The organism is Bacillus sp. FMQ74 (genome assembly GCF_001875785.1).
Classification (GTDB): Bacteria; Bacillota; Bacilli; order Bacillales; family Bacillaceae; genus Bacillus; species Bacillus stercoris.
On record NZ_MOEO01000005.1, the window covers coordinates 195,119 to 221,702 of the forward strand.

At 43.2% G+C, this 26,584-nt stretch carries 30 protein-coding genes; 5 read left to right on the forward strand and 25 right to left on the reverse strand.

What is annotated here, in order from left to right; genetic code table 11:
* Positions 1 to 47: 47 nt before the first annotated feature.
* The 5 genes from cotD to BLL41_RS11905 all read right to left on the reverse strand — a co-directional run bounded on the left by cotD (position 48) and on the right by BLL41_RS11905 (position 4,699).
* On the reverse strand, positions 48 to 272 hold the full coding sequence (gene cotD, locus BLL41_RS11885; protein WP_040082809.1) for a spore coat protein CotD: 225 nt from the start codon (positions 270 to 272) through the stop codon (positions 48 to 50).
* Positions 273 to 354: 82 nt separating this feature from the next.
* Positions 355 to 483, reverse strand: coding sequence for a hypothetical protein (locus BLL41_RS22630; protein WP_003230707.1), 129 nt, complete (start codon positions 481 to 483; stop codon positions 355 to 357).
* 100 nt (positions 484 to 583) lie between these two features.
* Positions 584 to 1,825, reverse strand: coding sequence for a metal-dependent exonucleaseMrfB (mrfB, locus tag BLL41_RS11895; protein WP_071578002.1), 1,242 nt, complete (start codon positions 1,823 to 1,825; stop codon positions 584 to 586).
* A gap of 15 nt (positions 1,826 to 1,840) precedes the next feature.
* Positions 1,841 to 4,090, reverse strand: coding sequence for an ATP-dependent helicase MrfA (mrfA, locus tag BLL41_RS11900; RefSeq protein ID WP_071578003.1), 2,250 nt, complete (start codon positions 4,088 to 4,090; stop codon positions 1,841 to 1,843).
* Positions 4,091 to 4,192: 102 nt separating this feature from the next.
* Positions 4,193 to 4,699 carry a PTS sugar transporter subunit IIA gene (locus BLL41_RS11905; RefSeq protein ID WP_071578116.1) on the reverse strand — a complete coding sequence of 169 codons (507 nt, stop codon included), beginning with the start codon at positions 4,697 to 4,699 and terminating at the stop codon, positions 4,193 to 4,195.
* 135 nt (positions 4,700 to 4,834) lie between these two features.
* On the opposite strand from BLL41_RS11905, the gene BLL41_RS11910 reads away from it, so the two are divergent.
* Positions 4,835 to 5,254 carry an Hsp20/alpha crystallin family protein gene (locus tag BLL41_RS11910; RefSeq protein WP_071578004.1) on the forward strand — a complete coding sequence of 140 codons (420 nt, stop codon included), beginning with the start codon at positions 4,835 to 4,837 and terminating at the stop codon, positions 5,252 to 5,254.
* Positions 5,255 to 5,274: 20 nt separating this feature from the next.
* Here the strand turns inward: BLL41_RS11910 and BLL41_RS11915 are convergent, their stop codons facing one another.
* The gene (locus tag BLL41_RS11915; protein WP_014477159.1) at positions 5,275 to 5,652 is read right to left on the reverse strand and encodes a YppG family protein; all 378 of its coding nucleotides are present in this window, start codon (positions 5,650 to 5,652) and stop codon (positions 5,275 to 5,277) included.
* A 186-nt stretch (positions 5,653 to 5,838) separates the two neighbouring features.
* On the opposite strand from BLL41_RS11915, the gene BLL41_RS11920 reads away from it, so the two are divergent.
* Positions 5,839 to 6,027, forward strand: a complete 189-nt coding sequence (locus tag BLL41_RS11920) for a YppF family protein (RefSeq protein WP_003230690.1) — start codon at positions 5,839 to 5,841, stop codon at positions 6,025 to 6,027.
* Positions 6,028 to 6,065: 38 nt separating this feature from the next.
* Here the strand turns inward: BLL41_RS11920 and BLL41_RS11925 are convergent, their stop codons facing one another.
* Complete coding sequence (locus BLL41_RS11925) at positions 6,066 to 6,437, reverse strand: YppE family protein (RefSeq protein WP_021481525.1); 372 nt, start codon at positions 6,435 to 6,437, stop codon at positions 6,066 to 6,068.
* Positions 6,438 to 6,482: 45 nt separating this feature from the next.
* On the reverse strand, positions 6,483 to 6,728 hold the full coding sequence (locus BLL41_RS11930; protein WP_071578005.1) for a DUF5446 family protein: 246 nt from the start codon (positions 6,726 to 6,728) through the stop codon (positions 6,483 to 6,485).
* A 198-nt stretch (positions 6,729 to 6,926) separates the two neighbouring features.
* Between BLL41_RS11930 and sspM the strand changes: the two genes are divergently transcribed.
* The gene (gene sspM, locus BLL41_RS11935) at positions 6,927 to 7,031 is read left to right on the forward strand and encodes an acid-soluble spore protein SspM (protein ID WP_003225606.1); all 105 of its coding nucleotides are present in this window, start codon (positions 6,927 to 6,929) and stop codon (positions 7,029 to 7,031) included.
* Positions 7,032 to 7,055: 24 nt separating this feature from the next.
* On the opposite strand, the gene BLL41_RS11940 is transcribed toward sspM, so the two are convergent.
* Entirely contained in the window at positions 7,056 to 8,018 is a 963-nt protein-coding gene (locus BLL41_RS11940; RefSeq protein ID WP_071578006.1) for a DUF2515 domain-containing protein, read from the reverse strand.
* Positions 8,019 to 8,058: 40 nt separating this feature from the next.
* Between BLL41_RS11940 and recU the strand changes: the two genes are divergently transcribed.
* On the forward strand, positions 8,059 to 8,679 hold the full coding sequence (gene recU, locus BLL41_RS11945; protein WP_014664374.1) for a Holliday junction resolvase RecU: 621 nt from the start codon (positions 8,059 to 8,061) through the stop codon (positions 8,677 to 8,679).
* Between the two features lie 21 nt (positions 8,680 to 8,700).
* Positions 8,701 to 11,445, forward strand: a complete 2,745-nt coding sequence (locus tag BLL41_RS11950) for a PBP1A family penicillin-binding protein (protein WP_071578007.1) — start codon at positions 8,701 to 8,703, stop codon at positions 11,443 to 11,445.
* A 76-nt stretch (positions 11,446 to 11,521) separates the two neighbouring features.
* Here the strand turns inward: BLL41_RS11950 and BLL41_RS11955 are convergent, their stop codons facing one another.
* The 16 genes from BLL41_RS11955 to mgsA form a co-directional block, all read right to left on the reverse strand.
* The gene (locus BLL41_RS11955; RefSeq protein WP_071578008.1) at positions 11,522 to 12,016 is read right to left on the reverse strand and encodes a YpoC family protein; all 495 of its coding nucleotides are present in this window, start codon (positions 12,014 to 12,016) and stop codon (positions 11,522 to 11,524) included.
* Positions 12,013 to 12,672 (reverse strand): endonuclease III, encoded by a 660-nt coding sequence (gene nth / locus BLL41_RS11960; RefSeq protein ID WP_014664377.1) that lies wholly within the window; start codon positions 12,670 to 12,672, stop codon positions 12,013 to 12,015. The genes BLL41_RS11955 and nth overlap by 4 nt, the downstream gene beginning before the upstream one ends.
* An 18-nt stretch (positions 12,673 to 12,690) precedes the next feature.
* Positions 12,691 to 13,389, reverse strand: a complete 699-nt coding sequence (gene dnaD, locus BLL41_RS11965) for a DNA replication protein DnaD (RefSeq protein WP_071578009.1) — start codon at positions 13,387 to 13,389, stop codon at positions 12,691 to 12,693.
* 92 nt (positions 13,390 to 13,481) lie between these two features.
* On the reverse strand, positions 13,482 to 14,774 hold the full coding sequence (asnS, locus tag BLL41_RS11970; protein WP_083428004.1) for an asparagine--tRNA ligase: 1,293 nt from the start codon (positions 14,772 to 14,774) through the stop codon (positions 13,482 to 13,484).
* A gap of 142 nt (positions 14,775 to 14,916) precedes the next feature.
* Positions 14,917 to 16,098: an aspartate transaminase AspB gene (gene aspB, locus BLL41_RS11975; protein WP_014664380.1), complete on the reverse strand. Its 1,182-nt coding sequence runs from the start codon at positions 16,096 to 16,098 to the stop codon at positions 14,917 to 14,919.
* A 22-nt stretch (positions 16,099 to 16,120) separates the two neighbouring features.
* The gene (gene tseB / locus BLL41_RS11980) at positions 16,121 to 16,606 is read right to left on the reverse strand and encodes a cell wall elongation/penicillin-binding protein regulator TseB (RefSeq protein WP_071578011.1); all 486 of its coding nucleotides are present in this window, start codon (positions 16,604 to 16,606) and stop codon (positions 16,121 to 16,123) included.
* An 8-nt stretch (positions 16,607 to 16,614) separates the two neighbouring features.
* The gene (locus BLL41_RS11985; protein ID WP_003225588.1) at positions 16,615 to 16,785 is read right to left on the reverse strand and encodes a YpmA family protein; all 171 of its coding nucleotides are present in this window, start codon (positions 16,783 to 16,785) and stop codon (positions 16,615 to 16,617) included.
* A 142-nt stretch (positions 16,786 to 16,927) separates the two neighbouring features.
* Complete coding sequence (gene dinG, locus BLL41_RS11990; RefSeq protein ID WP_071578012.1) at positions 16,928 to 19,723, reverse strand: ATP-dependent DNA helicase DinG; 2,796 nt, start codon at positions 19,721 to 19,723, stop codon at positions 16,928 to 16,930.
* Positions 19,724 to 19,848: 125 nt separating this feature from the next.
* A complete protein-coding gene (gene panD, locus BLL41_RS11995; protein WP_014664383.1) occupies positions 19,849 to 20,232 on the reverse strand; it encodes an aspartate 1-decarboxylase in 384 nt (127 codons plus the stop codon).
* A gap of 1 nt (position 20,233) precedes the next feature.
* On the reverse strand, positions 20,234 to 21,094 hold the full coding sequence (gene panC / locus BLL41_RS12000; RefSeq protein WP_071578013.1) for a pantoate--beta-alanine ligase: 861 nt from the start codon (positions 21,092 to 21,094) through the stop codon (positions 20,234 to 20,236).
* Between the two features lies 1 nt (position 21,095).
* On the reverse strand, positions 21,096 to 21,929 hold the full coding sequence (gene panB / locus BLL41_RS12005; protein WP_003230652.1) for a 3-methyl-2-oxobutanoate hydroxymethyltransferase: 834 nt from the start codon (positions 21,927 to 21,929) through the stop codon (positions 21,096 to 21,098).
* Positions 21,930 to 22,174: 245 nt separating this feature from the next.
* Positions 22,175 to 23,152, reverse strand: coding sequence for a biotin--[acetyl-CoA-carboxylase] ligase (locus BLL41_RS12010; RefSeq protein ID WP_071578014.1), 978 nt, complete (start codon positions 23,150 to 23,152; stop codon positions 22,175 to 22,177).
* Entirely contained in the window at positions 23,137 to 24,330 is a 1,194-nt protein-coding gene (locus tag BLL41_RS12015) for a CCA tRNA nucleotidyltransferase (RefSeq protein WP_071578015.1), read from the reverse strand. Before BLL41_RS12015 ends, BLL41_RS12010 begins: the two co-directional genes overlap by 16 nt.
* Before the next feature lie 4 nt (positions 24,331 to 24,334).
* Positions 24,335 to 25,468, reverse strand: coding sequence for an N-acetyl-alpha-D-glucosaminyl L-malate synthase BshA (gene bshA / locus BLL41_RS12020; RefSeq protein WP_014477169.1), 1,134 nt, complete (start codon positions 25,466 to 25,468; stop codon positions 24,335 to 24,337).
* Complete coding sequence (gene bshB1, locus BLL41_RS12025) at positions 25,465 to 26,175, reverse strand: bacillithiol biosynthesis deacetylase BshB1 (protein WP_071578016.1); 711 nt, start codon at positions 26,173 to 26,175, stop codon at positions 25,465 to 25,467. The genes bshA and bshB1 overlap by 4 nt, the downstream gene beginning before the upstream one ends.
* Entirely contained in the window at positions 26,168 to 26,581 is a 414-nt protein-coding gene (gene mgsA, locus BLL41_RS12030; RefSeq protein ID WP_071578017.1) for a methylglyoxal synthase, read from the reverse strand. The genes bshB1 and mgsA overlap by 8 nt, the downstream gene beginning before the upstream one ends.
* Positions 26,582 to 26,584: the final 3 nt, after the last annotated feature.

Here is a 26,584-nt window from a genome sequence, read left to right on the forward strand (position 1 = left end):
CATTTTTATTGTTGCGTGTTACACCAATCAGTCTGCACGATTCAATACTAATCGCAGCAAGGTTTTCCTGCCTGAAAATGCTGATGTGTTGTCGGATCATAGCTAGAGTATGTGTGTGGATAGTAGTGAACATGCTCAAAATGATGGTGATTTACGTTTGTCGTATGCTGTGGATGAATATGCGGCACGACAGTATTGGAAAACGTATGGTGCTCACAGCAATGCGTAGGATGGACAATCGGCGCCATCACGTGCGGTCTGCAATGGTACATAATAAGATCCCCTTTCCATAACTTTATTACAATATTAAGTTATGAAACATAAGGGGTACATGTTCTAATACAATAACCTATTTTAAAAGTGTGCAATTAAGCTGTCTTTAAAGTTTGAAAACACAAAAGCAATCAAAAATACCACAACAAAGAACAAGTAAAAAACACCCTTATACATACCAACTCTCCCTTTAAAAATAACTAACGTCATTTTACAGGATTCGCCGCTATTCTACAACAAAATCACTGTGAATTCAGCAAAAAAAATTCATGGCGAAACAAGTCGTCTTTTGCGCTTTCCCGGGGAATATTTAAGAGGAATATTTCCTCTTCAGACGGGCAATTCTCACATGCAGTTTTTCAGTTTCTTTTTCTGATAAGCATGCCGCATCGCTAAGCAATTGTTCTGCTATTTGCAATGCTTTTCCGAATTCTTTTTTCTTATGCTCAAAATATTTCGCGAGCTCTATCACAGCAGCGTATCTGCACTTCTGGTTTTGCGAGCGGGACAGCTTTTCCCAAAGCGGCACTGCTTCTTCCAAGCGGTTTTGTTTTTTGTACAGGAGTGATAAATCCAGCCGTGCATTGTCCTGTTCCTCAAACGATTTTACTATAAGCCTTTCCAGCTGCTTGATCGCTTGGTCCGTTTCTTTATGAGCCATAAACCATTTCGCCATAGCATAAGCTTCACTGTGTTCTTTTGGCGCATGTGATTCTGAAAGAATTTTTTTAGACATATGGATGTACAATGAAATGAGCGATAACACATCCATTTCATTATGATGCAGGACACCTTTTAAAAGATCCGGTTCTTGCGCCTTTATAAAATGAAAGTAAAGCATTGGCGCCAAGTAGCCCGGTGTGTCTTCTAGTCTGCGGATGCCAAGCTCCTCTTTTTCAACTGTGCCGAGAGATACGCGGTCCATTTTGTGTTTCCACAGGCGTCTAGCTCCATGCAAAAGATCAAAGTGGCCAAACTCCGGAAGCTTCGGAAGTCTGTCACGGATCAACGTGTGCCTTGTTTTCACCTGCGGCCAATCAAAGGCTTTGCCGTTGTAGGTCACAAGTGATGTAATGTCAACCTCGCTTAAAAAGCTTTGGTACAAGGCAACTTCATTCCCCGGTTTGGGCAAAAGATGCTGTTTGACTGTCACTCGGTCTTCATATACTCTCGCATGCCCAAGCAAAAAAATGGTATTCCCAGCTCCGCCCCCAAGACCGGTTGTTTCTGTATCAAAGAAAAAGAGGTTGTTTTTGTTATACCCTTTTGCTGACAACGTATGCGACAGGCCGCTTTGATTCCACAGTGTGATCACTTCCTCAAGCTCAGAAAAGCTGTATAACCCATGGCGGTGAGAAAGCGGATATTCTACTTCTCTGATGAGGCAGTATTCATCTTCGAAGAAGAAAGGCTTCATGCCAAAAGCCTCCCACTCTTCTAAAAACGGGATGTCATCAAAGTGGTTTTCTTGTTTGCCTGCTTCTATTTTTTGTTCTCCTTCGTCGAGCACCATGTGTTTTTTCATCCGCTGGAGTTTCCCTTTTAATGACATATCCGGCCTCCTTCCTTACGACATTTGATCCAACAGCTGCAAAATTCTTTCCTTTGCTTTTATCCCTTCTATTTCCGTACCTATACAAGACGGGCAGCCGTCATGACAAGGACAATTTGTAATCAGCTGTTTCGCCGCTTCATTAATGTCTGAAAAACGTTTAAAGACTTCCTCCGCCAAACCGATACCGCCCGGATAATGATCGTATAAAAATATGGTTGGCAATCCGGTATGGGCTGCTTTGATTTGAGAAACAACATGAACATCATTTCGATCACACATGATATACACAGGGACAATATGCTGCAGCACATTCGAGATGCCAAGAAGCAGCTGTTCCAGTGTCTTTTCCCCGATGTCTTCATCCGCTGTTTTGATTTCGAGCCAAGCTGCACTTGTATGCAGTTCTTCTTCCGGCAAATGAATAGGTCCAGACCCAATATTTTCAAAAGTGGTCATTTTTATTTTTTTAAAAATGGTCGGCAGGGCATTGACAGTGACGTCTCCGTAGTGCAGCGACGTACGGCTTTTTTCTTTCGTTTTATCGATTTCTAATACTTTCAGCTGAACTGCCAGGTTTGCATCCGTATAATATTCGACATCGACTTTTCTGACATACGCCTTTTTATGGTCCCAATCGAGCTTTTCTACTTGATACTGAACGCCTTCATGCAAATAAATGGCTTCATCATGCAAAAGCGTCATCGCACTAAAACGGTCCATTTCACCGATAATCCTTACATTTGCAATATCCGACTGATCAACTATAACGACATTTTCCTGTGAGGCGGAACGCAAACTGATGTTTGAAGCAGGGAACGACTCACTTGCCCAATGATACCGTTCGCCGTTGCGGTGAAGAACAGCCTCTTCCTGAAGATACTCAAGAATATCACTGACTTCCATGGGTCCAAATTCTTCATCAGCTCTAAAAGGAAGCTCATAAGCCGCACACTTTAAGTGGTCTACTAAAATAATCAAATTCTCCGGATTGATTCTTGCAGATTCCGGCGAACGATTAAAGAAATATTCAGGATGCCGCACAATATATTGGTCAATCGGTGTTGAATTGGCTACCATGATAATTAAAGATTCACCGTGTCTTCTGCCGGCTCGTCCAGCCTGCTGCCAAGCACTTGCGACACTTCCGGGATACCCCGTCATCACACACACTTGCAGCTGGCCGATATCAACACCAAGCTCTAAGGCATTCGTACTGACCACTCCTAAAATGTCGCCTTCTCTCAGTCCTCTTTCGATTTCTCTTCGCTCTTTCGGCAGATAGCCTCCCCGATAGCCTCTGATTGATTTTGTTCCAATCTCTTTTTTCACAAGCTCCTGGATATGACTTAAAATAATTTCCACCCGAACTCTGCTTCTGGCAAAAACAATGGTCTGCACTTTGTTTTTAAGGAATTCTTTCGCCAGTTCATTCACTTCTGCGGTTGCGCTCCTTCTAATATTCAGCGGTTTGTTTACAATTGGCGGATTATAAAATACGAAATGCTTGCGTCCGCTCGGGGCACCGTTGTCATCGACCAGCTGCATTGGTTTGCCTGTCAGCTGCTCTCCCAGTTCCTTAGGGTTGGCAATCGTTGCGGAAGTGCAAATGAAAACCGGATCACTTCCATAAAACCGGCAGATCCGCTTCAGCCGACGGATCACATTTGCCACATGGCTGCCGAACACACCTCGATACGTATGAAGCTCATCAATGACGATATACTTAAGGTTTTCAAACAAACTGACCCATTTCGTATGATGCGGAAGAATGGCAGAATGCAGCATATCGGGATTTGTAATGACAATATGACCTGCTTTTCTCACCTTTTGCCTGATTGCCGGAGACGTATCCCCGTCATATGTAAAGCTTTTAATGTCAATGCCCATTTCATCGATGATTTCATTCAGCTCGCTCTTCTGGTCTTGTGCCAGCGCTTTAGTCGGAAATAAATATAACGCCCGGTTTGTTTCATCTTGGGCGATGGACTGCAGGACTGGGAGGTTGTAGCATAACGTTTTTCCTGACGCGGTTGGCGTAACGGTAACAATGCTTTCTCCTTTTTGCACATATTGAAAAGCGGAATATTGGTGGGTATATAGTTCATCAATGCCCCTTTTCGAAAGGGCAGCTTTGATCCTCTCATCTATACTTTCAGGCATGGGCCTTGTTTTTGCTTCACGAGGCTCAATTTCATGCCAATTCACAACGTTTTCATTTCCTTTCAAATCGGAAATGAGTTCAGTCAGTGATTTCTTTTTCATTCTTTACACCTCTTTGTCAAGTACAGTTTACCGAATATTTGTTTGCATGACTAGGTGCAAATTTTATACAATCGAATAAAAAAAGCAAGGCATATGCCCTGCTTATTTCGCTTTTATTGTAAGGAGCTTTGATTCGCCTTTACGGGCAGCCTTTTCGCCTGCCGGCACAATTGATCCTACAGCCTCACCATTCATTATAACGATTGGGATGACTGTACTGCTCGCTTTTTCTTTAATTAATTCCAAATCACATGTAATCAGCGGGTCACCGACCTTCACTTTGTCCCCCTCTTTAATGTGGGCAGTAAATCCTTCTCCGTTCATATTAACTGTTTCCAGCCCGACATGAATTAACAGTTCAATTCCCAAGCGAGTCCGAATGCCAACAGCGTGTTTGGTGTGGAAAATCTGAATGACTTCACCTTCAGCGGGAGAAACGATTTCACCGTTAGAAGGCTCCACCGCTATTCCTTCTCCCATCATTTTCTGTGAAAAAACTGGATCCGGCACATCTGACAGGTCCATTACTGTACCGTCTGCCGGAGAATAAATAACCTCTTCTGTCACTTTTTCTTGAGTTTTGCCCATTCCGAATAATTTTTTCAGCAATGTGTTTTCTCCCTTCTTCACTTCAACCGTTATCCCTTCATTCACCACTATTTAACCACACTTTCAATTTTGCTTCAATTTATAACAACATCTGGCATAGACGCATAATCTGGTTAAAAAAAGGCGGTGGCAGAAGTGGAATTCTATGATGACAAAAAGAACGAACTGCAAAAGAAAGAAGAAATCATAACGGAGGCAATCGACGCTCTTTTTCAATCCTCAGCGTTCGGCAACCTTATAAACGGATTTCAGAACCTGATCAACTCGAGTTTAAAGGATGTGCAGACGACCATACATGTCAGAGAAAGAGATACTGGGCTGTATATCGATATTACCATTCCGGCGACGTTTCGAGATGGCGAGATCGTCGTTGATGTTAAATCGAGGTATCTCCATGTAACACTCCAAGAAAAACAGAAACACCAAAATGAGGCTACCTTTACAAGCATGACAAGAACGGTTCAGCTGCCTTATGAAGTTCGCCAAGAAGATATGGAAACGTCTTGGAACGAGCAGACAATGACACTTTTCTTTCCAAAAAATAAGCATGAATGAACGATTCATTCATGCTTCTATCATTTAAAAAAGCTGGTAAATCCCTTTATTAAAGATCCGACCTGATTCATTGCACTCATTACTTGACCTGTCGTATCCATCATTTTATTAAAATCAAATTGCCCATTGGCTTTTTTGAACTGCGACATAATGCTTTGAAATTGCGAAGGCTGCTGTTGATTAGGCCTTGGGATAGGATAAGGGTTGGAAAATACAGGCGGCTGCATAGGCATAGGCTGGATCGGAGCATAGGGCTGATAATAATCCTGCTGTCCATAATGCTGCTGAGGCAGTTGTTGCTCTAAATAACCGGGTGCAGCCTGCTGATAATATCCTTGCATTTGCTGAGGATAATAATAGCCCATTTGCCGAGGATAGCTTCGAGAGCTCCTGTTCATTGCGATTCCCCCTAAACTCAACATATTTCTCTTCTATATATGTATGAATGACTTCTATTGTTTGTGTCACAAGTGATGATTAGCATTTGTCAAATTGTGTCGAAAGTTTAAATTTTTTAAAAACAGAAAAAAGTCGAATCATTATGGTACCATATTTTTAATACAGATGAGAGGGGATGCACCATTATGAACGTATCATACTTAAGCAAACGTTTTGCAGAAATGAAGAAATATGAAACAGACTGTATGAATAAACTGATGGACTTTGCCAAGTTCCTCTATATTCAAGGACATCTTAGCATAACTGAGTTTCGTAACAGTATGAAGGTTCTCGAAGCAAATGGAGCAGAAAGCCCGGCATATGAGATGAATTAACGTCCGGCCCCCTATAAAAACGAAAAGAAGACAGCCTTTTACCGGCTGTCTTCTCTTGCAATTTCATCCTTTACTGCGTGCAATGTATAAAGGACTGACTCAGTGATGTCCTTGAATCGTTTTTTATGAATATGATGAACATATGATTGAAGGACCAATTCCAGGAAATTATCCTTTACGGTCTCAATTTGCTCTTTATGCACATATTTTGGCCGGCGGACTTTTATCAATTCAAGAGCACCCTCTGCCCAGCGAGCCGCCAGCTCATCATTCTCTTCAACTGCAGGCTTTATCGTCTCAAAAAAATCATAAGAATGATTACTGTTTTTCCCTTCCTGATATCGATCAGCGCCTTTTTCAGCAACTTCAATCATTTGCTCGGTCATTTCCAGCAATGTTTGTGATAGCAATACCTTTCACCTCAATACCTATCGTACCAAATTTCACTCGCAAATTCAGCCGATGCGGTATACCTTCTCAAACGCATACCTGTGTTCAGGCGATTGATACAGCTCATTTATACAAATATGAAGATCTATGATTTCTTCTTCCAGCACACTCAGGCGATCGTTTTCCGATTCCCGCATCTCAGCCTCTAATGCATTTACAGAATGATTCAGGCTTTGCTCAGCTCGCGTTAATTCATCTTCTATATCAGAAAGCATACGGAGAATATCTGTCTTGCTTACATAATCGGACATTCGTGTACCTCCCTTTCCTCGTCTCTCCCGGTTAAAATTCTTTGCTCTCCAGGCTCTTTCCTTCCTCATGACAAAACTAGAAGCAAATCGCCAAACAAACAGGTATTCCACGAAAAGCTGAAGTTTTCGACAAAAACACCCGCAAAAATTGTATGATCCTCCTCCTTAATGCAAACGATACTTGTGAGGAGGTGCCGTATGAAAACTAGACCGAAAAAAGCCGGCCAACAAAAAAAGACTGAATCAAAAGCAATCGACTCTCTAGATAAAAAATTAGGCGGCCCGAACCGCCCTTCTACGTAAGAAGCAAGGAATTTCCTTGCTTCTTTATTTTTTCAGCCAATGTTCCACCGCAAAAAGCGCATGAAGCTGGCGCTTTTTATGTAAATACCAGTCTGTCAATTCAATCTGCTTCGGCAATTCCTCGCGCCTAAAGAACGTTTTCTTTATCTTTCCATGAAACCAATCTGTTTTCGTTCCGTCTAATGAGTGGATTACCTCAGGATAGCATGTCCTTAACATAGGAGATGTTCTTTTTGTAATCCCGATCATCTTTTCCATATCAAAACGGGAACCTGTGTGCGGCACTGTGTGCAAAAAGTGATAAAAAGAGGAGAACAATTCTGGCTTGAACAGCAATTGAGACAGCTGCTTTCCCAGTCTTATCCTTTCCTCCGCCTTTGAAAAGCGTTTCACTGAAATGCCGTAAAGAAACCCGTCTGAGGAAGGAAAAATAACGGTGTTAAAATGAAACCAGTCACTTAAATAAAAAGGAATCGTATCAAAAACATTCTTTTTAAACGAAGGATTTTGTATAATAGGTGTTTGGATAGTGTTTTGTTCATTTATAATGAGGGCATACATTAGCCGCTCTGTGTTTCGCTCATGCCAAAAACGGTCCCATTCTTCCGACATAAATTGTGAGACGCCAAACACATGCAGAAGATGAAACAGCGGTTTCCCGACTTTTTTTGACCAGTGGTACAAAAGAAGCTGCGGATAGGCATCCGAAAAAATAAGCCAGTTCGCTCTTTCGTAGGCTAAAAAGAACCATTTTTGCTGTCTCTCACGGAGTCCAAGCTGAAACAGACTGCCTTTTAAGTCAGTCATTGACCAGCCGGCATTACGAGAAACGAAAGAAGCCAAGAGTGACCATTTGATTTCCGGATGACGGTCATAAAATGATTTATAAGCATTCGTTCTTGAAATGTTATCCGCGTTTTTTGTTTTTGTCTGCCGCTCAATCCGGCTCAGAAGCTTTCTGATGGTCTGTTGTTCTTGCACGTTCATTCACTTCCGACATGAATAGTTTAATAAGGAGGATGAGAAAGTGATTCGGTATCCTAACGGAAAAACATTTCAGCCGAAACATTCGGTTTCATCCCAAAGCAGTCAGAAAAGGGCCCCGTCATACAGTAATCGCGGAATGACCCTCGAAGATGACTTAAACGAAACGAATAAGTATTATCTGACAAACCAAATTGCCGTTATACACAAAAAGCCGACACCTGTTCAAATTGTAAATGTCCATTATCCAAAAAGAAGTGCCGCAGTGATTAAAGAAGCTTACTTTAAACAATCATCGACAACAGACTACAATGGGATTTACAAAGGACGGTATATTGATTTTGAGGCGAAAGAAACGAAAAACAAGACCTCTTTCCCCCTGCAGAATTTCCATGACCATCAAATCGAGCATATGAAGCAGGTAAAGGCTCAAGACGGTATTTGTTTTGTTATTATATCCGCTTTCGACCAGGTTTATTTTTTGGAAGCCGATAAGCTGTTTTATTTCTGGGACAGAAAAGAAAAAAACGGCAGAAAATCAATTCGAAAAGATGAGTTGGAAGAAGCGGCTTATCCGATTTCTCTTGGATACGCACCTAGAATTGATTATATTAGTATTATTGAACAGCTTTATTTTTCGCCATCATCTGGTGCGAAAGGTTGATTAACGAAAGGTTGAGATGTTATGTCAGATCAATTTAACAGCCGTGAAGCTCGACGAAAAGCGAACAGCAAGTCGGGTCCTTCACCAAAAAAAGGAAAGAAACGAAAAAAGGGCGGATTGTTTAAAAAGACCCTTTTCACTTTACTCATTCTGTTTGTTTTAGGCGTAGTCGGCGGTGCCGTTACATTTGCCGTCATGGTTTCAGATGCGCCAAAACTGGATGAAAGCAAATTGAAGACGCCTTATTCATCAACAATATACGATAAAAACGGAAAAGAAATCGCTGAAGTCGGCGCCGAAAAACGGACCTACGTGCCGATAGATCAAATTCCAGATGTTGTGAAAGAAGCCTTCATCGCGACAGAAGACGCTCGTTTTTATGAGCACCACGGGATTGACCCTGTCCGTATCGGCGGCGCCTTAGTTGCCAACTTTACAGACGGCTTCGGAGCTGAAGGCGGAAGTACGATCACCCAGCAGGTCGTCAAAAACTCCCTTCTTTCACATCAGAAGACGTTAAAACGGAAGGTGCAGGAAGTATGGCTTTCGATTCAGCTGGAGCGCAATTACTCTAAAGATGAAATTTTAGAAATGTATTTAAACCGGATTTATTTTTCTCCTAGAGCATACGGAATCGGAAAAGCGGCGGAAGAGTTTTTCGGCGTCACAGATTTAAGCAAATTGACTGTCGAACAGGCTGCCACACTGGCAGGCATGCCGCAGAGCCCAACAGCGTACAACCCGGTTAAAAACCCGGATAAAGCGGAAAAAAGACGGAACATCGTCCTCAGTCTGATGAAAAAACAAGGATTTATTTCTGATTCTCAATACAACAAAGCGAAAAAAGTGGCAGTGAAAGACGAAGGCATTGTGTCACAGAAGGAATATGAAAAAACAAACTCAAATAAATACAGCGCGTTTGTTGAAGAAGTCATGAAAGAAATTGATGAAAAATCTGATGTCGATCCATCTGCTGATGGATTAAAGATCTATACGACATTAGATACAAAAGCACAAGATAAACTAGATGAATTAATGGACGGAGACACCGTCGGATTTACTGAAGGCATGCAGGGCGGCGTTACGCTTCTCGATACAAAAACCGGAGAAGTCCGCGCGATTGGTGCGGGAAGAGATTCTACAGTTGGTGGTTTCAATTATGCTACGCAAGGAAAAACTCAGCCTGGTTCTACTATTAAACCGATTTTAGACTATGGTCCAGTTATTGAAAACAAAAAATGGTCTACCTATGAGCAAATAGACGACTCGGCTTACACGTATTCAAATGGAACACCTATCCGAGACTTTGACCGCGGATATAAAGGACTCATGTCTATGCGTGAAGCACTTGCCCAATCTCGTAACATCCCGGCTTTAAAAGCATTCCAAGCAGTCGGAAAAGATGCGGCAGTAGACTTTGCTAACGGATTAGGGCTCGGGTTAAATAAAGAAAAAGTGTATGAATCGTATTCTATCGGGGGATTCGGCGACGAGAACCCAGGTGTCTCTTCACTGACAATGGCAGGGGCATACAGCGCGTTTGGAAATAACGGAACGTATAATGAACCGCATTTTGTAAAATCTATCGAATTTAACGATGGCACGAAGCTTGATTTAACGCCAAAATCAAAATCAGCCATGAGCGATTATACTGCGTTTATGATTACAGATATGCTGAAAACAGCTGTTAAGACAGGTACTGGACAGCTCGCTCAAGTACCAGGAGTGGAAGTCGCAGGTAAAACAGGTACAACAAACTTTGACGATACGACAATGCAAAAATACAATATCGCACCAGGCGGTGTACCAGATTCTTGGTTTGTGGGATATACTCCTCAATATACTGCTGCCGTGTGGACAGGTGTAGACTCAGGGAACAAGATAGGGAAAAAATCTTTAAATAAAACAGAGCAGCAAGTCGCAAAACGTCTATTCGCCCAACTCATCGCCGATGTCGATGACGGAAGCGGATCATTTGAGAAGCCTGACAGCGTAGTAGAAGCCACCGTAGAAAAAGGCTCTAATCCGGCAAAACTGGCAGGGCCAAATACGCCAAGCGATAAGAAGCTCACAGAGTACTTTGTTAAAGGCACAGCTCCTTCTACTGTTTCTAAAACATATGAGAAAGAAGAAAAAGAGGAAACAGCTAAATTGTCTGGTTTAAACGTGAAATACGATAAAGACAATCAATCTCTAACGTTAAGCTGGAATTATGACGGAGATGCGACCTTTGCTGTTAAGCAATCTGTTGACGGCGGCAGCTACTCGGAAATTCAAAACAGTTCTGCAAAAGAAGCCGTCATTTCGGGTGTGCAGCCAGGATCCGTGTACAAATTCGAAGTAACAGCCGTCAGTGATGATGGCAAAAGCACAGCTTCCACATCCTATGAGGTGCCAAAAGCTGAAGACGATGAAGATAAAAAAGACCAGCAACAAACGGATGATGAAAAACAAGATGATGAGAAGACTCAGGATGATACACAAACGGATGATTCTCAAAAAGATGACGGTCAGACGGATCAAGATCAGACAGATGATCCAACAAACGATCAAGACAAAAAACAAGACAATACGAACACCAATCCGTCCGACAACAATAACCAAGACCAATCTAACAATAACAGTAACAACAGCAACAACCAGGATACGTCCGATGATTCGAATACAGATACGAATGATTCATCGGGTTCTGACACGAATAAAAACAAAACAGACACATCTAATAAAGCACAAACAAACTCATCATCAATTGAAAAAACAAATTAAACAAAAAAGCCGTCACCTTTGGGGTGATGGCTTTTTTTGGTACACAATAAAAAACCTCCCGTTTTAAGAGGAGGTTTTATCGATTCATCGCATGATATTTATAAAAATGCTTTTTCATTTCGGTAAACAGCTCATCAAGCTGAATAAAGCAATGGTATTGGGTCGGTTTAAGAAGAATAAATTCCACTCGTTCAGCCCAATTAATCGGCTTTGCAGGATACGATTTCTCCCTCAGTTCTTGCCAATCGAGCGATTTCACCGGCTCACCTGCTGTCCAATGTAACGAAGCCAGCAAACACACAATTCCCTTTAGCATTTCGTTTTGGTCACATCTCGATTTTCGTGTTTGAAAAACAGGGAGAAGTGATGCTTTGATGTCCTCCCACACTTCAAATAAAAGCGGAACGTACTTTCCACTGTCCTCCCAAGGTAAATCGCCTTGTAATTCCGTGCAGAAATCAAAATACAAGGGGTTGGTCTGCAAGACTTCTTTCCTCTCCGAAGAGTTCATCTGGCTAAAACTCCGCAAGTATTGCTCATAGGAAGCCAACACTTCTTTCGCTTGCGTCATCGTTTCACCAGTCCTTTTTTATCTCTCTTCTGCCCTTCTCTGCATAAAGAAAGCAGCGGACATTCCGCACAGCGCGGAGATTGGGCTTTACAGTGATATCTGCCGAAGAAAATAAGGCGGTGATGCGTAACGGACCAGTCTTCTTTTGGAACTTTGCGCATCAGCGTCTTTTCAACTTCCAGCACTGAGTCCTTCCACCGGCAGATGCCCAACCGTTTGCTGACCCTCTCCACATGGGTATCTACGGCGATGGCCGGCACGCCAAAGGCAACCGATACCACTACGTTAGCAGTCTTTCTTCCGACCCCTGGCAGTTTAACTAGCTCATCGCGGTCCCTCGGCACTTCTCCGCCGTACTCTTCAATAATCATTTTACTCAGTTTTTGAATATTTTTCGCTTTATTACGATATAAACCGATTGATTTAATATCTTGCTGAAGCTCTTCCAGCGGGACAGCCAAATAGTCTTCCGGCCGTTTATATTTTTGAAATAATGTTTTGGTCACTCTGTTTACAAGTGCATCTGTACATTGAGCAGATAAAGCGACAGCCACCACTAATTCAAAAGGATTGGAATGAACCAGTTCACACTCCGCATGAGGAAACATGTCACCTATCTTGTCCAAACAGAATTCAATTTGTTTTAGATTTAACACGATTGTCACCTTTTCACTTTATTGTTCAAGCCAATTGTAAAAAGGAACCTGCCTTTTATACTCTTTTTGCGGTTCATTCTGCTTTGCTTGAACCCGCCGGAATTTTTGGCTGTGTATTTTTGCCTGCTCCACAGTTTTCAGCCCGTTTTTCTTCCATTCAAACAAAATCCGGTCAATGTAGCGGAAACTAAGTTTTCCTGACAGTACAGCCTCTTTTAACGCGTGTTTGATCAGTTGTGCGTCATGCTGATCCTGGTCCTGCCAGATCGCCAGCGTTTCACACTCTAAAGGCGATAACGGCCTTGCGAACTCTTCCTCAAAAATGGTATAAAGGCTTTTTTGTTCCCCTTCTGCTTTTCTTTCCTGTGTTTGATTCTGTACAAGCTGGATATACTCGTACAGCTTGCCCCATAAAGGCTGAAGAGAATACTTCTCAAATTTGATGCCGTTTTGATCCTCGCATTCTTCAATAAACAGAAAGCCTTTTTGAATAAACATGCGCAATCTGTTTGTACATTCCTCAACAGAAATTGACATACCTTCCTGCAGCTGATTCGGTGTAGGAAAATATGATCCTTTTTCTAAATGCATTTTAATTTTTAACAGCAGAATAAGTTCTGTTTCATTAAGCCCAAGCTGTTTATAATGCGTGAGCAGAACATTGGGGATTGTTGATATTCCATGCTCCTGCATATCAATAAATTGCTGTTTTTTCATCGTCACACCTCTTACTGTAAAGGATTGTGATTTCCCCTTTACTGTAAAAAGTCTCCCTTGCAGGAGACTCTTTTTTGTTTCATTTGAATGTATTACGGATACAGACGGTTTAACAGTCTTGGGAACGGGATCGTTTCACGAACGTGAGGCGCTCCGCTGATCCAAGCTACTGTCCGCTCTAATCCAAGACCGAAGCCTGAATGAGGAACTGATCCATATTTTCTAAGTTCAGCATACCATTTATATGCGTCAGAATCCAGTCCATGTTCTTTAAGACGCGATTCCAAAAGTTCCATATCGTGGATCCGTTCAGATCCGCCAATGATTTCTCCATAGCCTTCCGGTGCAATCAAGTCAGCGCAAAGCACGACGTCCTCACGGTCAGAAGCCGGTTGCATATAGAACGGTTTTAAAGACGTCGGATAGCGAGTGATGAATACCGGTTTGTCATAGTGTTCAGCAATTGCTGTTTCATGAGGCGCTCCGAAATCATCTCCCCACTCGATATCGTCAAAGCCTTTTTCTTTCAGAAATTCAATCGCTTCATCATACGTGATTCTTGGGAAAGGAGCTTTGATTTGCTCAAGTTTTGACGTGTCTCTTCCCAATGTGTTTAATTCAATTTTGCAATTCTTAAGAACGGATTGCACGATGAAAGAAACGTAATTTTCCTGTACTTGAAGGTTTTCTTCAAACTCTACAAACGCCATTTCCGGTTCGATCATCCAGAATTCGATTAAGTGGCGTTTTGTTTTAGACTTTTCCGCTCTGAATGTCGGTCCGAAAGAGAATACTTTTCCTAAAGCCATTGCCGCAGCTTCCATGTAAAGCTGGCCGCTTTGAGACAGATACGCATCTTCATCAAAGTACTTTGTCGCAAAGAGCTCTGTTGTTCCTTCAGGTGCACTTCCTGTCAGAATCGGCGGATCCACTTTTACAAAGCCTTCATTATTAAAGAATTCGTAAGTCGCACGAATGATTTCATTACGGATTTTCATGATCGCATGCTGGCGCTTTGAACGAAGCCATAAATGTCTGTGATCCATCAAAAATTCCGTACCATGTTCTTTTGGTGTAATTGGATAATCAGTCGCTTCGTGAATGACTTCAATATCTGTCACAGCTAGTTCATATCCAAGCGGGGAACGCTCGTCCTCTTTGACCATCCCTTTTATATAGAGTGACGTTTCCTGAGTCACTGATTTAGCTGTTTGGAAAATGCTTTCTTCCACTTCCGCTTTTACTACGACACCTTGAATAAAACCAGTACCGTCCCGAAGCTGCAAAAATGCAATTTTCCCGCTTGAACGCTTATTAGCGACCCAAGCTCCGATCGTTACTTCCTCACCTACGTGCTTGTACACTTGGTTGATTGTTGTTTTCAACATATTTCCCTCCAAAACAAGAAAGACATTCGGAAGCTCATTGCCCCGCGAACTCTTTTATCATCACTTTATTATACCCGCTCTTAACTAACCGGGTCAATGCAGATAAAAAGCGGCTTTCTGTCAGCCGCTTTTTTATCTATTAGCTATGTTTTTCGACAAAACGTTTGATTCTTTCAATCGCTTTTTCAAGAAGATCTAGCGAGGTGGCATAAGAAAGACGGACATTTTCTGGAGAACCGAATCCGGATCCAGGAACAATCGCAACTTTTTCCTCCTCGAGAAGCGCTTTAACAAATTCATCTACATCTTTGAAACCGCAAGATTGAGCCGCTTCTTTTGCATTCGGGAACAAGTAAAAAGCACCCTCCGGCTTCACACAGCTGAACCCAGGGATTTCTACGAGCTTTGCATAGATCGTGTTTAATCTATGTTCAAAAGCTTCTCTCATTTCTTCCAATGGCTCAGAAGGTCCGTTATAAGCAGCAATCGCTCCGTACTGTGCGATTGATGTCGGGTTTGACGTGCTGTGGCTAGCAAGGTTCGTCATCGCTTTTATAATGTCTTCAGCTCCAGCCGCATAACCAATTCGCCAGCCCGTCATGCTGTGTGACTTCGATACGCCGTTTATAATGACCGTTTGCTCTTTCAGTCTGTCAGACAGCTGTGCAATGGAAACGTGTTTCTTTCCGCCGTATGTAAGTTTTTCATAAATTTCGTCAGACACAATTAGGATGTCATGTTCAAGGCATACTTCACCAAGCGCAGACAGTTCTTCTTCCGTATACATAACTCCAGTCGGATTGCTTGGAGAGTTAATAACGATTGCTTTTGTTTTTTCCGTAATCGCATTTTTCAGCTGCTCAGGCGAAATTTTGAAGTGATTTTCCTCAAGCCCTTGTACATAAACAGGCTTTCCGCCAGCGAGTTTCACCTGCTCCGGATAGCTTACCCAGTAAGGCGTTGGAATAATAACTTCATCTTCTTCATCCAAAATCACTTGGAAAAGGGTGTACAGGGCATGTTTGGCACCAGTGCAGACAATAATTTGAGACGGTTTGTATTCAATATTCTGGTCGCGTTTAAATTTCTCTGCAATGCTGTTTTTCAGTTCAGCCAAACCACCTGAAGGCGTGTATTTCGTATGGCCCTCGTTCATCGAACGCACAGCGGCATCAATAATGTGCTGCGGTGTATTGAAGTCAGGTTCGCCTGCTCCTAAGCCGATGACATCATGGCCTGCGGCTTTCAGTTCTTTCGCTTTCGCTGTGATTGCCAGTGTGGTTGATGGTGTTAATGCGGATACTCTTTTTGCCAGTTTCAACTTGAACTCCCCCTAATTCGTCTTAAGGCGTGATATTTTTGAGAATCTTTCCAGTTGTAAAGTCCACATAACTTAAACTGTATTGCCCTTCTTTGTCTAAGTACGTCACTTCCCAAAGCAGGACGTTTCCTTCTCTTGCCAGATGAACCTCTTTTTGCTTTGAAACCAGCCCTTCATCCTGTATGATTTTCGCCGCTTTGTCTTCCGAGATTCCCTCTTTTGCTTCTTTTGAGAGAATTTTTGCTTTTTTATCAGCAGGAACCCAGACATATAAGGCAGTGCCTTTTTTATCCGTACCCTTGACAACATAATATTTTTCTTTTCCGACAAATGTTTCGACTTGATCAACATTAGCGAGATCGGTTTCTTTTTTAGCTTCAGCAGCTGCTGCTTCGTGCCCCTCTTCCTTTTGTGCCATGGCTGATTTATAAATGCTTGCCGAGACAAGAAGTACTGCTAAAAAAATAATACCAAAAATGACGGTAAATATTAATGCTTTTTTTCTCATCTTCTCACCTACGTACGATAAATGGTAAAAACGGCTTGGTTTTTGTTTTCTTCATCAAGTGCAAGACCGAACATCAGATTGTCTCTTTTCAGTGTCCGATTCAGTGTGTCCACAATTTTATACAGATCATCAGAATGCTCTACATTAATTGTTGAAAGAATCTCGATTTTACTTTCCATTTTTTCATCCTCCAGTTTGAACAAATATTGTTAGTCATACTCCATTTCAGGACACGCCATACTAGTATCACAGAGCGGGAAAACCGCTTTTAAATAAAACACCATCCTACTCCCACACCGCAAAAGCCGCTTTATGCGGCTTTTATTCATTTTTTCCTGCAACATAAGCTTCAAGCTCGCTGTCAGTCATTTCGGATACTGAGGTTGTCGGCAAGGCATCAAGAAACAGCCGGCCGTATCCTGCGGTTTTAATCCGTCTGTCCAATATCATAATCGTTCCTTTGTCTCCCGCCGTACGCAGCAAGCGTCCGATTCCTTGCCTGAAGGTCAGTACAGCCTCCGGTAATGACACTGTTTGAAACGGATTCTTTCCTTTTTTGCGGGCAAGCTCACATTTTGCAGCATGAAGCGGGTGATCTGGGGATCGGAATGGGAGCCTCACGATCATTACTGTTGTCAGCTCATCACCAGGGAAATCAACGCCTTCCCAAAAATGATTTGTTCCAAGCAGGATCGCCTGATTGGATGTTTTAAAAGTTTTCATCAGTTTGCCGGGACTTCCGCCTGTAATCCCTTGTGCCAAGAGCTGAATGCCGGAAGCACTCATGATATGCTTAAGCTCCTGATGAACCTTTTTCAGCATCTCATGGGATGTAAACAGCACAAGGATTTTGGGCTGTTTTTCCTTTGCCATCAGTTCGATATAACGGGCCGTATCCTGGATAAATTCAGTTTGCCCTGTATCCTGAATTGATTTCATTTCCTTTGGAATCATCACCTGCATACGCTCATCGTAAGAAAAAGGTGACTCAATTCTCATTGTCCGCGGGAAAAAGTCACTCAGTCCCAGTCGTTCAATCATAAATTGAAAAGAGCCTTCGACTGTAAGGGTTGCAGATGTCAGCACTACACTATTTTTGCGCGCGAAAAACTGATCAGCCAGAAGTTCACCAGGTTCAAGAGGCTGTGCGTAAATGGCCACTGCATTTTTCGCACCCTTTGCATCAATTTCAATCCAAACCGCTTCATCGTCATCGCATCCAAAGAACAGCTTCTGCAACGTCTGACAGTAATGCTGCAAACCTTTCATGCTTCTTTGGTATTCATCGGCTAAAAAGACGGTTTTGCTTTTCATACCCTTCAGATGTTTTTCTATCAGGGACGACTGTGCCTCAAAAAGCTGCTGCAGGTGTGTCAGCATGGAACAAAGCCTCTCCGCACCATCCGTTAAGATCGACCAGCTTTTATCCTGGCTTTCTTTGTTCACCTTAAAAACTAGACGGTTCAAGTCCTCTTTAGGTTTTCTTCGTTTGACAAAAGAATGAACAGAGCTGAAGAAAGCATCACTTTCTGCTTGAATGTGCTGAAGCCACTCTTCCAATTCAAAAAATGAATCAACCGGCAAACTGTTTCGCTGGAACAGCTGTCTCATTTTTTTTAGAAGCCCCTGCTCCTTCAGAGTGCCGATTCTACTCAATTTCGTATGCAATTCTATGTACGTGGCTCTTTTTCCTAAATGTTCACTTGCCGCTCGGTCAAAGTGATGTGCTTCATCAATAATAAATGTGCCGCTTTCGGGAAGCCTCTTTTTCTGGCTGCCTTCATCGGTCAGCAAAAGGGAATGATTGGTGATCACCAAATCGGAACGCATAGCAATCTGTTTGGCCCGCTCGTAAAAACCGGTTACATGCTCATTGCGGCTTCTTTTATAGGAGTCATCGTCATAAGCCAATCTGTCCCACAGCAACTTTCCGCCTGAAGGCAAATTCAGTTCCGCTACATCCCCTGTATTTGTCTCTGTCAGCCAAACGAGAAGCTGTGCCTTTGTCAGTACCGCATCATAATTATCATCTTCTTCATGAAGCACCTGCTCGAATTTATACAGGCATAAATAATGCGATTGTCCTTTTAAAATCGCCGCTGTTACCGGAAATGGAAACAGATCTTGGACAATCGGCAAATCCTTTGTTAGAATCTGCTGCTGTAAAAGCGTCGAATACGTGCTGATAATGACCGGTTTTTTTGATTTCTTGGCAAAAAGCGCAGCCGGAATAAGATAGCCAATCGTTTTTCCGATCCCCGGAGGAGCTTCAATCAGCGCATGCTCACGATTGGCAAACGCTTCAGCCACCTCTTTCATCATCATCATTTGGCCGTCTCTTTTTTCATACCCAGGCATTAACTCTGACAGCGCTTTTTCATTTTCCGCTTCCCAGCGTTCGATCTCAAATGAAAAGTTCCCGTCCTCATTCACACGAACATCGATCGATTCAGGTTCTCTGACAGAAAAGGAAGAAAATCGTGTATAGCCCGGTATCTCAGTTTGTCTGTTTTCATTCATGAACATATCCAACAAATGCGTCAGATCACTGATGAAATGCTGCGAAAGCCTTCTTAACTGCTTTAATGTCGGGTAAGGAAGCTGCCGCAGCTTTTCAAGGATTTCCAAAAAAATAAGCCCTGTCACTTCAGCGTCGCTGTCAGCCCGGTGCGGCTGATCATGCCGCAGCTGAAGCTCCTCACTTAATTCCGTCAGCTTATACCCTTCAAATCCCGGAAAAACAATCCGTGAGAGTTCGACAGTATCCAGCACTTCACAATCTGGGAGCTGAAAACCCGCCTTATGCAGCTCATACTTGACAAATCCAAGGTCAAAATGAATATTGTGAGCGACAAAATAAGCGCCATCAAGCAATTGGAAGACTTCTTCAGCGACTGCTTCAAATGGCTGTTCATTCTCTACCATTTGATTAGAGATTCCAGTAAGCTGCTCAATAAAAGCAGGGATTGGTTTATTTGGATTAATGTATTTTGAAAACCGCTCAGTAATTTGTCCATTTTCGATTACAACCGCTGCGATTTGTATGATTTTATCGCCTTTCTTCGGCGAATTCCCTGTTGTCTCTACGTCTATTACAACGAACCGTTGCTTATTCATTAAAATGGACACCTCAATTCTTGCATACGACAAAAGTGTAACACGTTTTGTACGGAAATGGAGCGGCAAAACCGTTTTACTCTCAAAATCTTAAAAGAAAACCCCCGATAAAGGGGGCTTTTCTTCTACAAAATTGTACGGGCTGGTTCGTTCCCCAGCATTTGTTCAATTTTGTTTTGATCATTCAGAACAGCCACTTTTGGCTCGTGGCTTTCCGCTTCTTGATCAGACATCATTTTGTAGGAAATAATAATGACCTTATCTCCTTCCTGCACAAGGCGTGCGGCTGCACCGTTTAAGCATATGACGCCGCTCCCCCGTTTACCAGGAATAATATACGTTTCAAGACGTGCTCCGTTATTATTATTCACAATTTGTACTTTTTCATTAGGAAGCATTCCCACCGCATCAATGAGATCTTCATCAATTGTAATGCTCCCCACATAGTTCAGGTTTGCTTCCGTAACAGTTGCCCTGTGAAGCTTGCCGCTCATCATTGTTCGATACATATTATATTCTCTCCATTTCTCGAATATCAATAATGATATTATCTATTAAACGCGCTTTTGAAAAAGCAACTGCAACAGCGAGAATCATCTTTCCGGCAATTTCATTCACAGGCTCAAGTTCCGGATAGGAATAGAGCTCTACATAATCTATCGTTCCGCTTGTCGTTTCAATGATTTCTTTTGCAGCTTTTATCACCGCTTCAGGATCTCTTTCACCGGCTTGGATCAGCTCCGCACTTGTTTGCAGGGCCCGATACAGCTTAGGCGCTTCCTTTCTTTCCTCAGCTGTTAAGTAAACATTGCGGGAGCTTTTGGCTAAGCCGTCTTCCTCTCTGACCGTATCGACAGCAACCAATTCAATATCCATGAAAAAGTCGCTGATTAAGCCATCAACAACAGCTACCTGCTGCGCATCCTTTAAACCGAAATAGGCACGGGTCGGCTGAACAAGATTGAACAGCTTCGTCAGCACGATCGCAACACCGTCAAAATGTCCCTCTCTTGAGCGCCCGCATAACACATCTGTGCGTCTTTCTACATGAATCGTGACATTCTTTTCACCGGGATACATATCATGAGCATCCGGCGTAAAAAGAATATCGACTCCGGCGTTTTCTGCAAGAGCTGCATCCCGCTCAATATCGCGTGGATATGCTTCAAAATCTTCATTAGGGCCGAATTGTGCAGGATTGACAAAAATACTCATAATAACGGTGTCGTTTTCTTGTCTAGCTTTGTCTGCTAAGGTTAAATGCCCCTCATGCAGAAACCCCATCGTCGGAACAAATCCGATTGACTTGCCCTCTGAGTGGTATTGTTTTATCGCTTCTTTCAGCTGTGAAATATCAGTAATCTGTCTCATCTTATTTTCCCCCGTACAAGCCGTCCAGAACTGTCTGGTTCATTTGAAAGGAATGCTTTTGTTCAGGGAAAGCACGATGTCTTACATCCTGAACATATCCGCTGATTGCTGTTTCGATGGTTTCGTCAATGCGCGTATATTGCTTTACGAATTTAGGTGTTCTCTCAACACCGTGGCCGATTATATCATGATAAACGAGAACTTGTCCGTCCGCTTTCACACCAGCCCCGATTCCGATGACCGGTATGCTTAGCGTCTCGGCAATTTTGGCTGTGAGTTCTGCCGGCACACATTCCAGCACAAGCATCATAGCTCCTGCTTCTTCGCATTTTATACTGTCTTCTATTAATTTTTTGGCGCTTTGTTCGTCTTTGCCCTGTACTTTATAGCCGCCCAATACGCCGACTGACTGCGGTGTCAAACCTAAGTGACTGACTACCGGGATGCCTCCAAGCGTCAATGCGCGAATGGATTCAAACACGCCTTCTCCGCCCTCAAGCTTTAGTGCGTCTGCTCCGCTTTCCTGAACGATAGCGGCTGCATTTTTCAGCGTATCTTCCTTGGAAAGATGATAAGACATAAACGGCATATCTGTCACAATAAAGGTATTCGGCGCACCCCTTTTAACGGCTTTTGTATGATGAATCATGTCCGCAACTGTCACACCGACAGTTGAATCAAGGCCGAGAACGACCATTCCGAGTGAATCACCGACTAAAATCATGTCAACTCCCGCTTGTTCAGCAAGCTTAGCTGCCGGATAATCATAAGCGGTCAGCATGACGATCGGTTCTTCAGACTCCTTCATTTTTAGAAAATCCAGTTTTGTTTTCATATTTTCTCCTCCTCATGTTTAGAGGAGATGAGCTGCCGTTTTCTTCTGCAAGCCAAAAAACCTTCCGTTACAACGAGAAGGATCCTTCACTTTCTAAAGTTCGGCGAGTTTCATCCCTCTGTCCCAGTCCTTTTTTGGATCAAGGCAGACTGCTGCAATGTCTATCTATTTTAATAATAGGTGCAGTTCACAGGCGATACTGCCCAATGGAAGTATACCAAAATCAACGGGCTTGTACCAACACATTAGCCCAATTCGATATCGGCAGAATAGATTTTTTTAATGCCTTCATTCGTTTCTAAAAGCAGAACGCCTTCATCATCTATGCCTAACGCCTTACCGTAAAAGGTTCCGTTTAACGTTCTGGCTCTCATATTAGTGCCAATACCGAGCGCATAGCTTTCCCATAAAAGCTTAATCGGCGTAAATCCGTGCGTCATATAATCCCGGTACCGTTTCTCAAAGCATAGTAAAATATGCTGGATGACGCCGGCCCGATCAATTTTTTCCCCAGCAGCTTGGCTGAGGCTTGTCGCGATGTCCTTCACTTCATCTGGAAAATCATTAGGCTGCTGGTTAACGTTAATGCCGATCCCAATGATCACTGAACGTACGCGGTCTTCTTCAGCCTGCATTTCCGTTAAGATGCCGACTGTTTTTTTTCCGTTAATCAAAATATCATTAGGCCATTTAATATCCGTTTGGATGCCTGCTGCCTCTTCTATTCCCTGCACAACAGCTACTGCAGCAAGCAGAGTCAGCTGCGGTGTTTTTTGGAGCGGAATGTCAGGCCGCAAAATCAGGCTCATCCAAACGCCGTTTCCTTCTTGAGAATGCCATACCCTAGACATTCGGCCCCTTCCGGCTGTTTGTTTGTCAGCCACCACGAGGGTGCCTTCCGGTGCGTTATTATTCGCGAGCTCATGAGCTGTTTTTTGCGTGCTTGAAAGAACGTCATGGTAAATAAGATGCTGGCCCATCACTTCCGTTTTTAATCCAAAGCGAATTTCGCTTTCACTGAGTTTTCCGGGCTTTTTGATGAGCCGATATCCTTTTCTTCTTACGGCTTCTACTTCATAACCCTCTTTCCGAAGCTCTTCAATATGCTTCCACACAGCAGTTCTTGAACAGCCGAGAGCATCACTGATTTTTTGGCCGGAAATAAATTCATTGCCGGCCTGAGCAAATAATTCAATAAGGTCTTTTCTTAATGTTGACCGCATGTCTTCAGCCACTCCTCTATGTGTTTCTTTTGATTGGAGAGCTTCCCTGTCACAACAGCCTGCTCGATCCTCTGTAATTCTTCCGCCACCCATTTTCCGGCCGGGCGGTTTCGAAGCGCAAGCAAATCCTTACCCGTGATATCAAGATCCTTAAGGCTTTTGATCGGCAGGTTTTGATAAGCGAACTGAATGTCCTTCAGTTTCTTTTCATCCAGTTTTTCGTTTTGCCGAAGCTGCGATATTTTGGCCGCTGAGAGCAGTGCTTTTTCCCCAGCTCTGTACATTGTCATTGCGTCAAGGCTCTGGCCAAACGTATCGGCAATGTGAATGGCTTCCTTGATCACTTTTCCCGGGAGCTTCCAAGCTTTCAGGAAAAGGGGCGCATCTTTCAAGACGATGTCAAGGTTAATTAAAAGAGCAGCCCAAAGCTCCTCACGGGATGTTAAAGAGAAGAATGGAAACTCACTCGTTGAAATCAGGTTTTCTCGTTTATGATAAAAACCAGGAAGCTCTTCATACAATCTCGTTTGAATAAGCGTTTGAAGCGCCTGGCGGGAAGCTCTTCCCTGCAGCAATTTCTCGAGCTCTATAGTTTTTCGTTCAACTGAAACATGGGAGAGGAGTGATTTTTCTTTCGCAATGGCTTTTTCTGTTTCCGGTGAAAGCGTAAAGCCAAGCTGGCTCATAAAGCGTACGGCCCTCAGCATACGAAGCGCATCCTCTTGAAATCTATCCTCTGGCTTTCCAACGGTTCGAATCACTTTCTGATCAATATCTTTCCTGCCGCCAAAATAATCAAGCACTTTCCCGTCCGCTGTCATGGCCATCGCATTGATCGTTAAATCTCTGCGTTTTAGATCCTCTTCTAATGATGAGATAAATTGCACTTCTGACGGTCTTCTGTAATCCACATAATCAGACTCAGTCCGGAATGTCGTGACTTCATAGGTTTCATCTTCCCAGAGCACAATGATGGTCCCGTGCTCTTTGCCTACATCAACAGTCCGCTGAAACAGCCGTTCTACTTGATCAGGTGCCGCATCTGTCGCGATATCGACATCTCCGATTGTTCGTTTCATATAACTGTCACGAACTGCGCCCCCGACAAAATAAGCCTGATGGCCCGCTTCAATTAAGATGCGGAGCACGGGAAGTGCTTTGAAAAAAACTTTTTCCATGTGATCACTCCGGTTCTGCTAAATCGGCATAAATCTGTTCATACTGGCTGACAATTTTTTTGGAAGAAAATTCATTTTCAAGCATCTCTATTGCCGCCTTTGTAAAACGATTGCTTAGCTGTTCATCTTCTAAAATGCTCATCGCGCGGGCTGTTGCAGCTGCAACATCACCGACATCCACCAAAAACCCGCTCACATTGTTTTTAATAACCTCCGGGATACCGCCAATGTTCGTTCCGATACAAGGCACCCCGCAAGCCATCGCTTCCAGAAGGACAAGGCCAAAACTTTCTTTTTCAGACAGCAGCAGCTTCAAATCGCTAATAGAATAGAGCTCTTCAACACGGTCTTGATTACCAAGCATTAAGACTTGGTCTTCCAAGCCATATTTTCTGATGAGCTCGCAGGCTGTCGATTTTTCCGGACCGTCTCCGACTAAAAGCAGCTTCGCTTTCGTTTTACCGGCGATATTACGGAACACACGGATGACATCCTGCACGCGTTTGACCTTTCTGAAGTTGGACACATGGATGACGACTTTTTCATCTGGTAAGATTCCATGTTTCTCTTTAATTGTTGCTGTGTTTTTCTTCAGGTACACGCGCTCGTCTATAAAGTTATAAATCGTTTCGATTTTTTTCTCCGGTTTAATTAAATCATACGTTTCAGCTGCAAGCGCTGAAGAGACGGCAGTTACCCTGTCTGATGACTCGATGGCAAAACGGATAAGATCTTTTAGAGACGGGTCATAACCTAATACCGTGATATCCGTGCCGTGCAAAGTTGTGACGATGCCGATATTGCGTTTCAGCATCTGTTTTGCAAGATAGGCGCAAACAGCATGCGGGAGAGCATAGTGAGCATGGATAATGTCTAAATTCTCCCGCTCCGCCACCTCAGCGATTTTGCTTGCCAATGTCAAATCATACGGAGGATACTTAAAAACAGCATATTGATTAACCTCAACTTCATGAAAATGAATATTGGGATGATATGTATTCAGTCTAAACGGAATGCTTGATGTGATGAAATGGATTTCATGTCCCTTTTCAGCAAGCTGCTTCCCCAGTTCTGTCGCAATGATACCTGAGCCTCCGACGCTCGGATAGCATGTGATCCCTATTTTTAGTTTTTTCATTGTTCGCCCCCAAGAACATCATGATCAAGCATCAGCATCCGTTTCGAAAAGAAACCTTCGGCATACTCCACGCCCGCTTCTTTACCGTAAAGCTTTTCTCTCGCTTCGACGATCTCGATATAACCATTCGTCAGTGGAGTAGAAACTGAATCCTTTGACGGGATAAACTGGCTTTTATAGGCATTGAGGCTTTGTTTCTTTGCCTCTATTGTATCCGAGATATCAATGACAAAATCCGGCTGATGAAAACCATTTATCATATAATAGTAAACCTTGCTGACTTTATGCGCCGGAAGGCTTTTTTCGTCTTTATATTTATGGATTCCAGCGGAAAAGATCGCTTCTTCCACCAGTGCAGCCGCATTGCCGTGATCCGGATGGCGATCCTTTTTATACGGCATAAAAACCGCTTTTGGCCGGTTGGTTCTGATGACCGTAACAATTGACCGAATTGCCTGATCACTCATCATTAGGCCGCGGTCCGGAAGCGTCAGCTGAATTCTTTTATCTGCGCCTAATAGGCGTGCTGCTTCAGCTGCTTCTTCTTTACGCAAACTGACCGTACCGTTAGAAGAGAGTTCCGCTTCTGTCAAATCGCATATCATTACTTTTTTTCCCTGTTTGACAAACTTCGCTATTGTGCCGCCCATTCCGATCTCGACATCATCACTGTGGGCACCAAAAGCAAGTACGTCAGCATTATACATTCGGCTCTTCTCCCCGTAGAAGGTCGCGGAATTCGAAAACACCTTCATCAAGTGTCCGGACAAGAATTTCCGCAGTACCCATATTTGTGGCGAGCGGAATGGAATACACATCACATAACCGGATTAATGCCGAGACATCCGGTTCATGCGGCTGCGCGGTCAGCGGGTCGCGCAAAAAAATGACAAGATCGAGTGCATTGGCAGCGATCAGTGCTCCGATTTGCTGGTCTCCCCCTAAAGGGCCGGATTGAAAACGTTCAATTTGAAGACCTGTCGCCTCTTGAATTTTCAACCCTGTTGTTCCGGTTGCGTATAGATCATGTTGCTTCAAAATATCCCGATAGGCAGTCGTAAATTGAACCATATCCTGTTTTTTCTTGTCATGCGCGATCAAAGCAATTTTCATCGT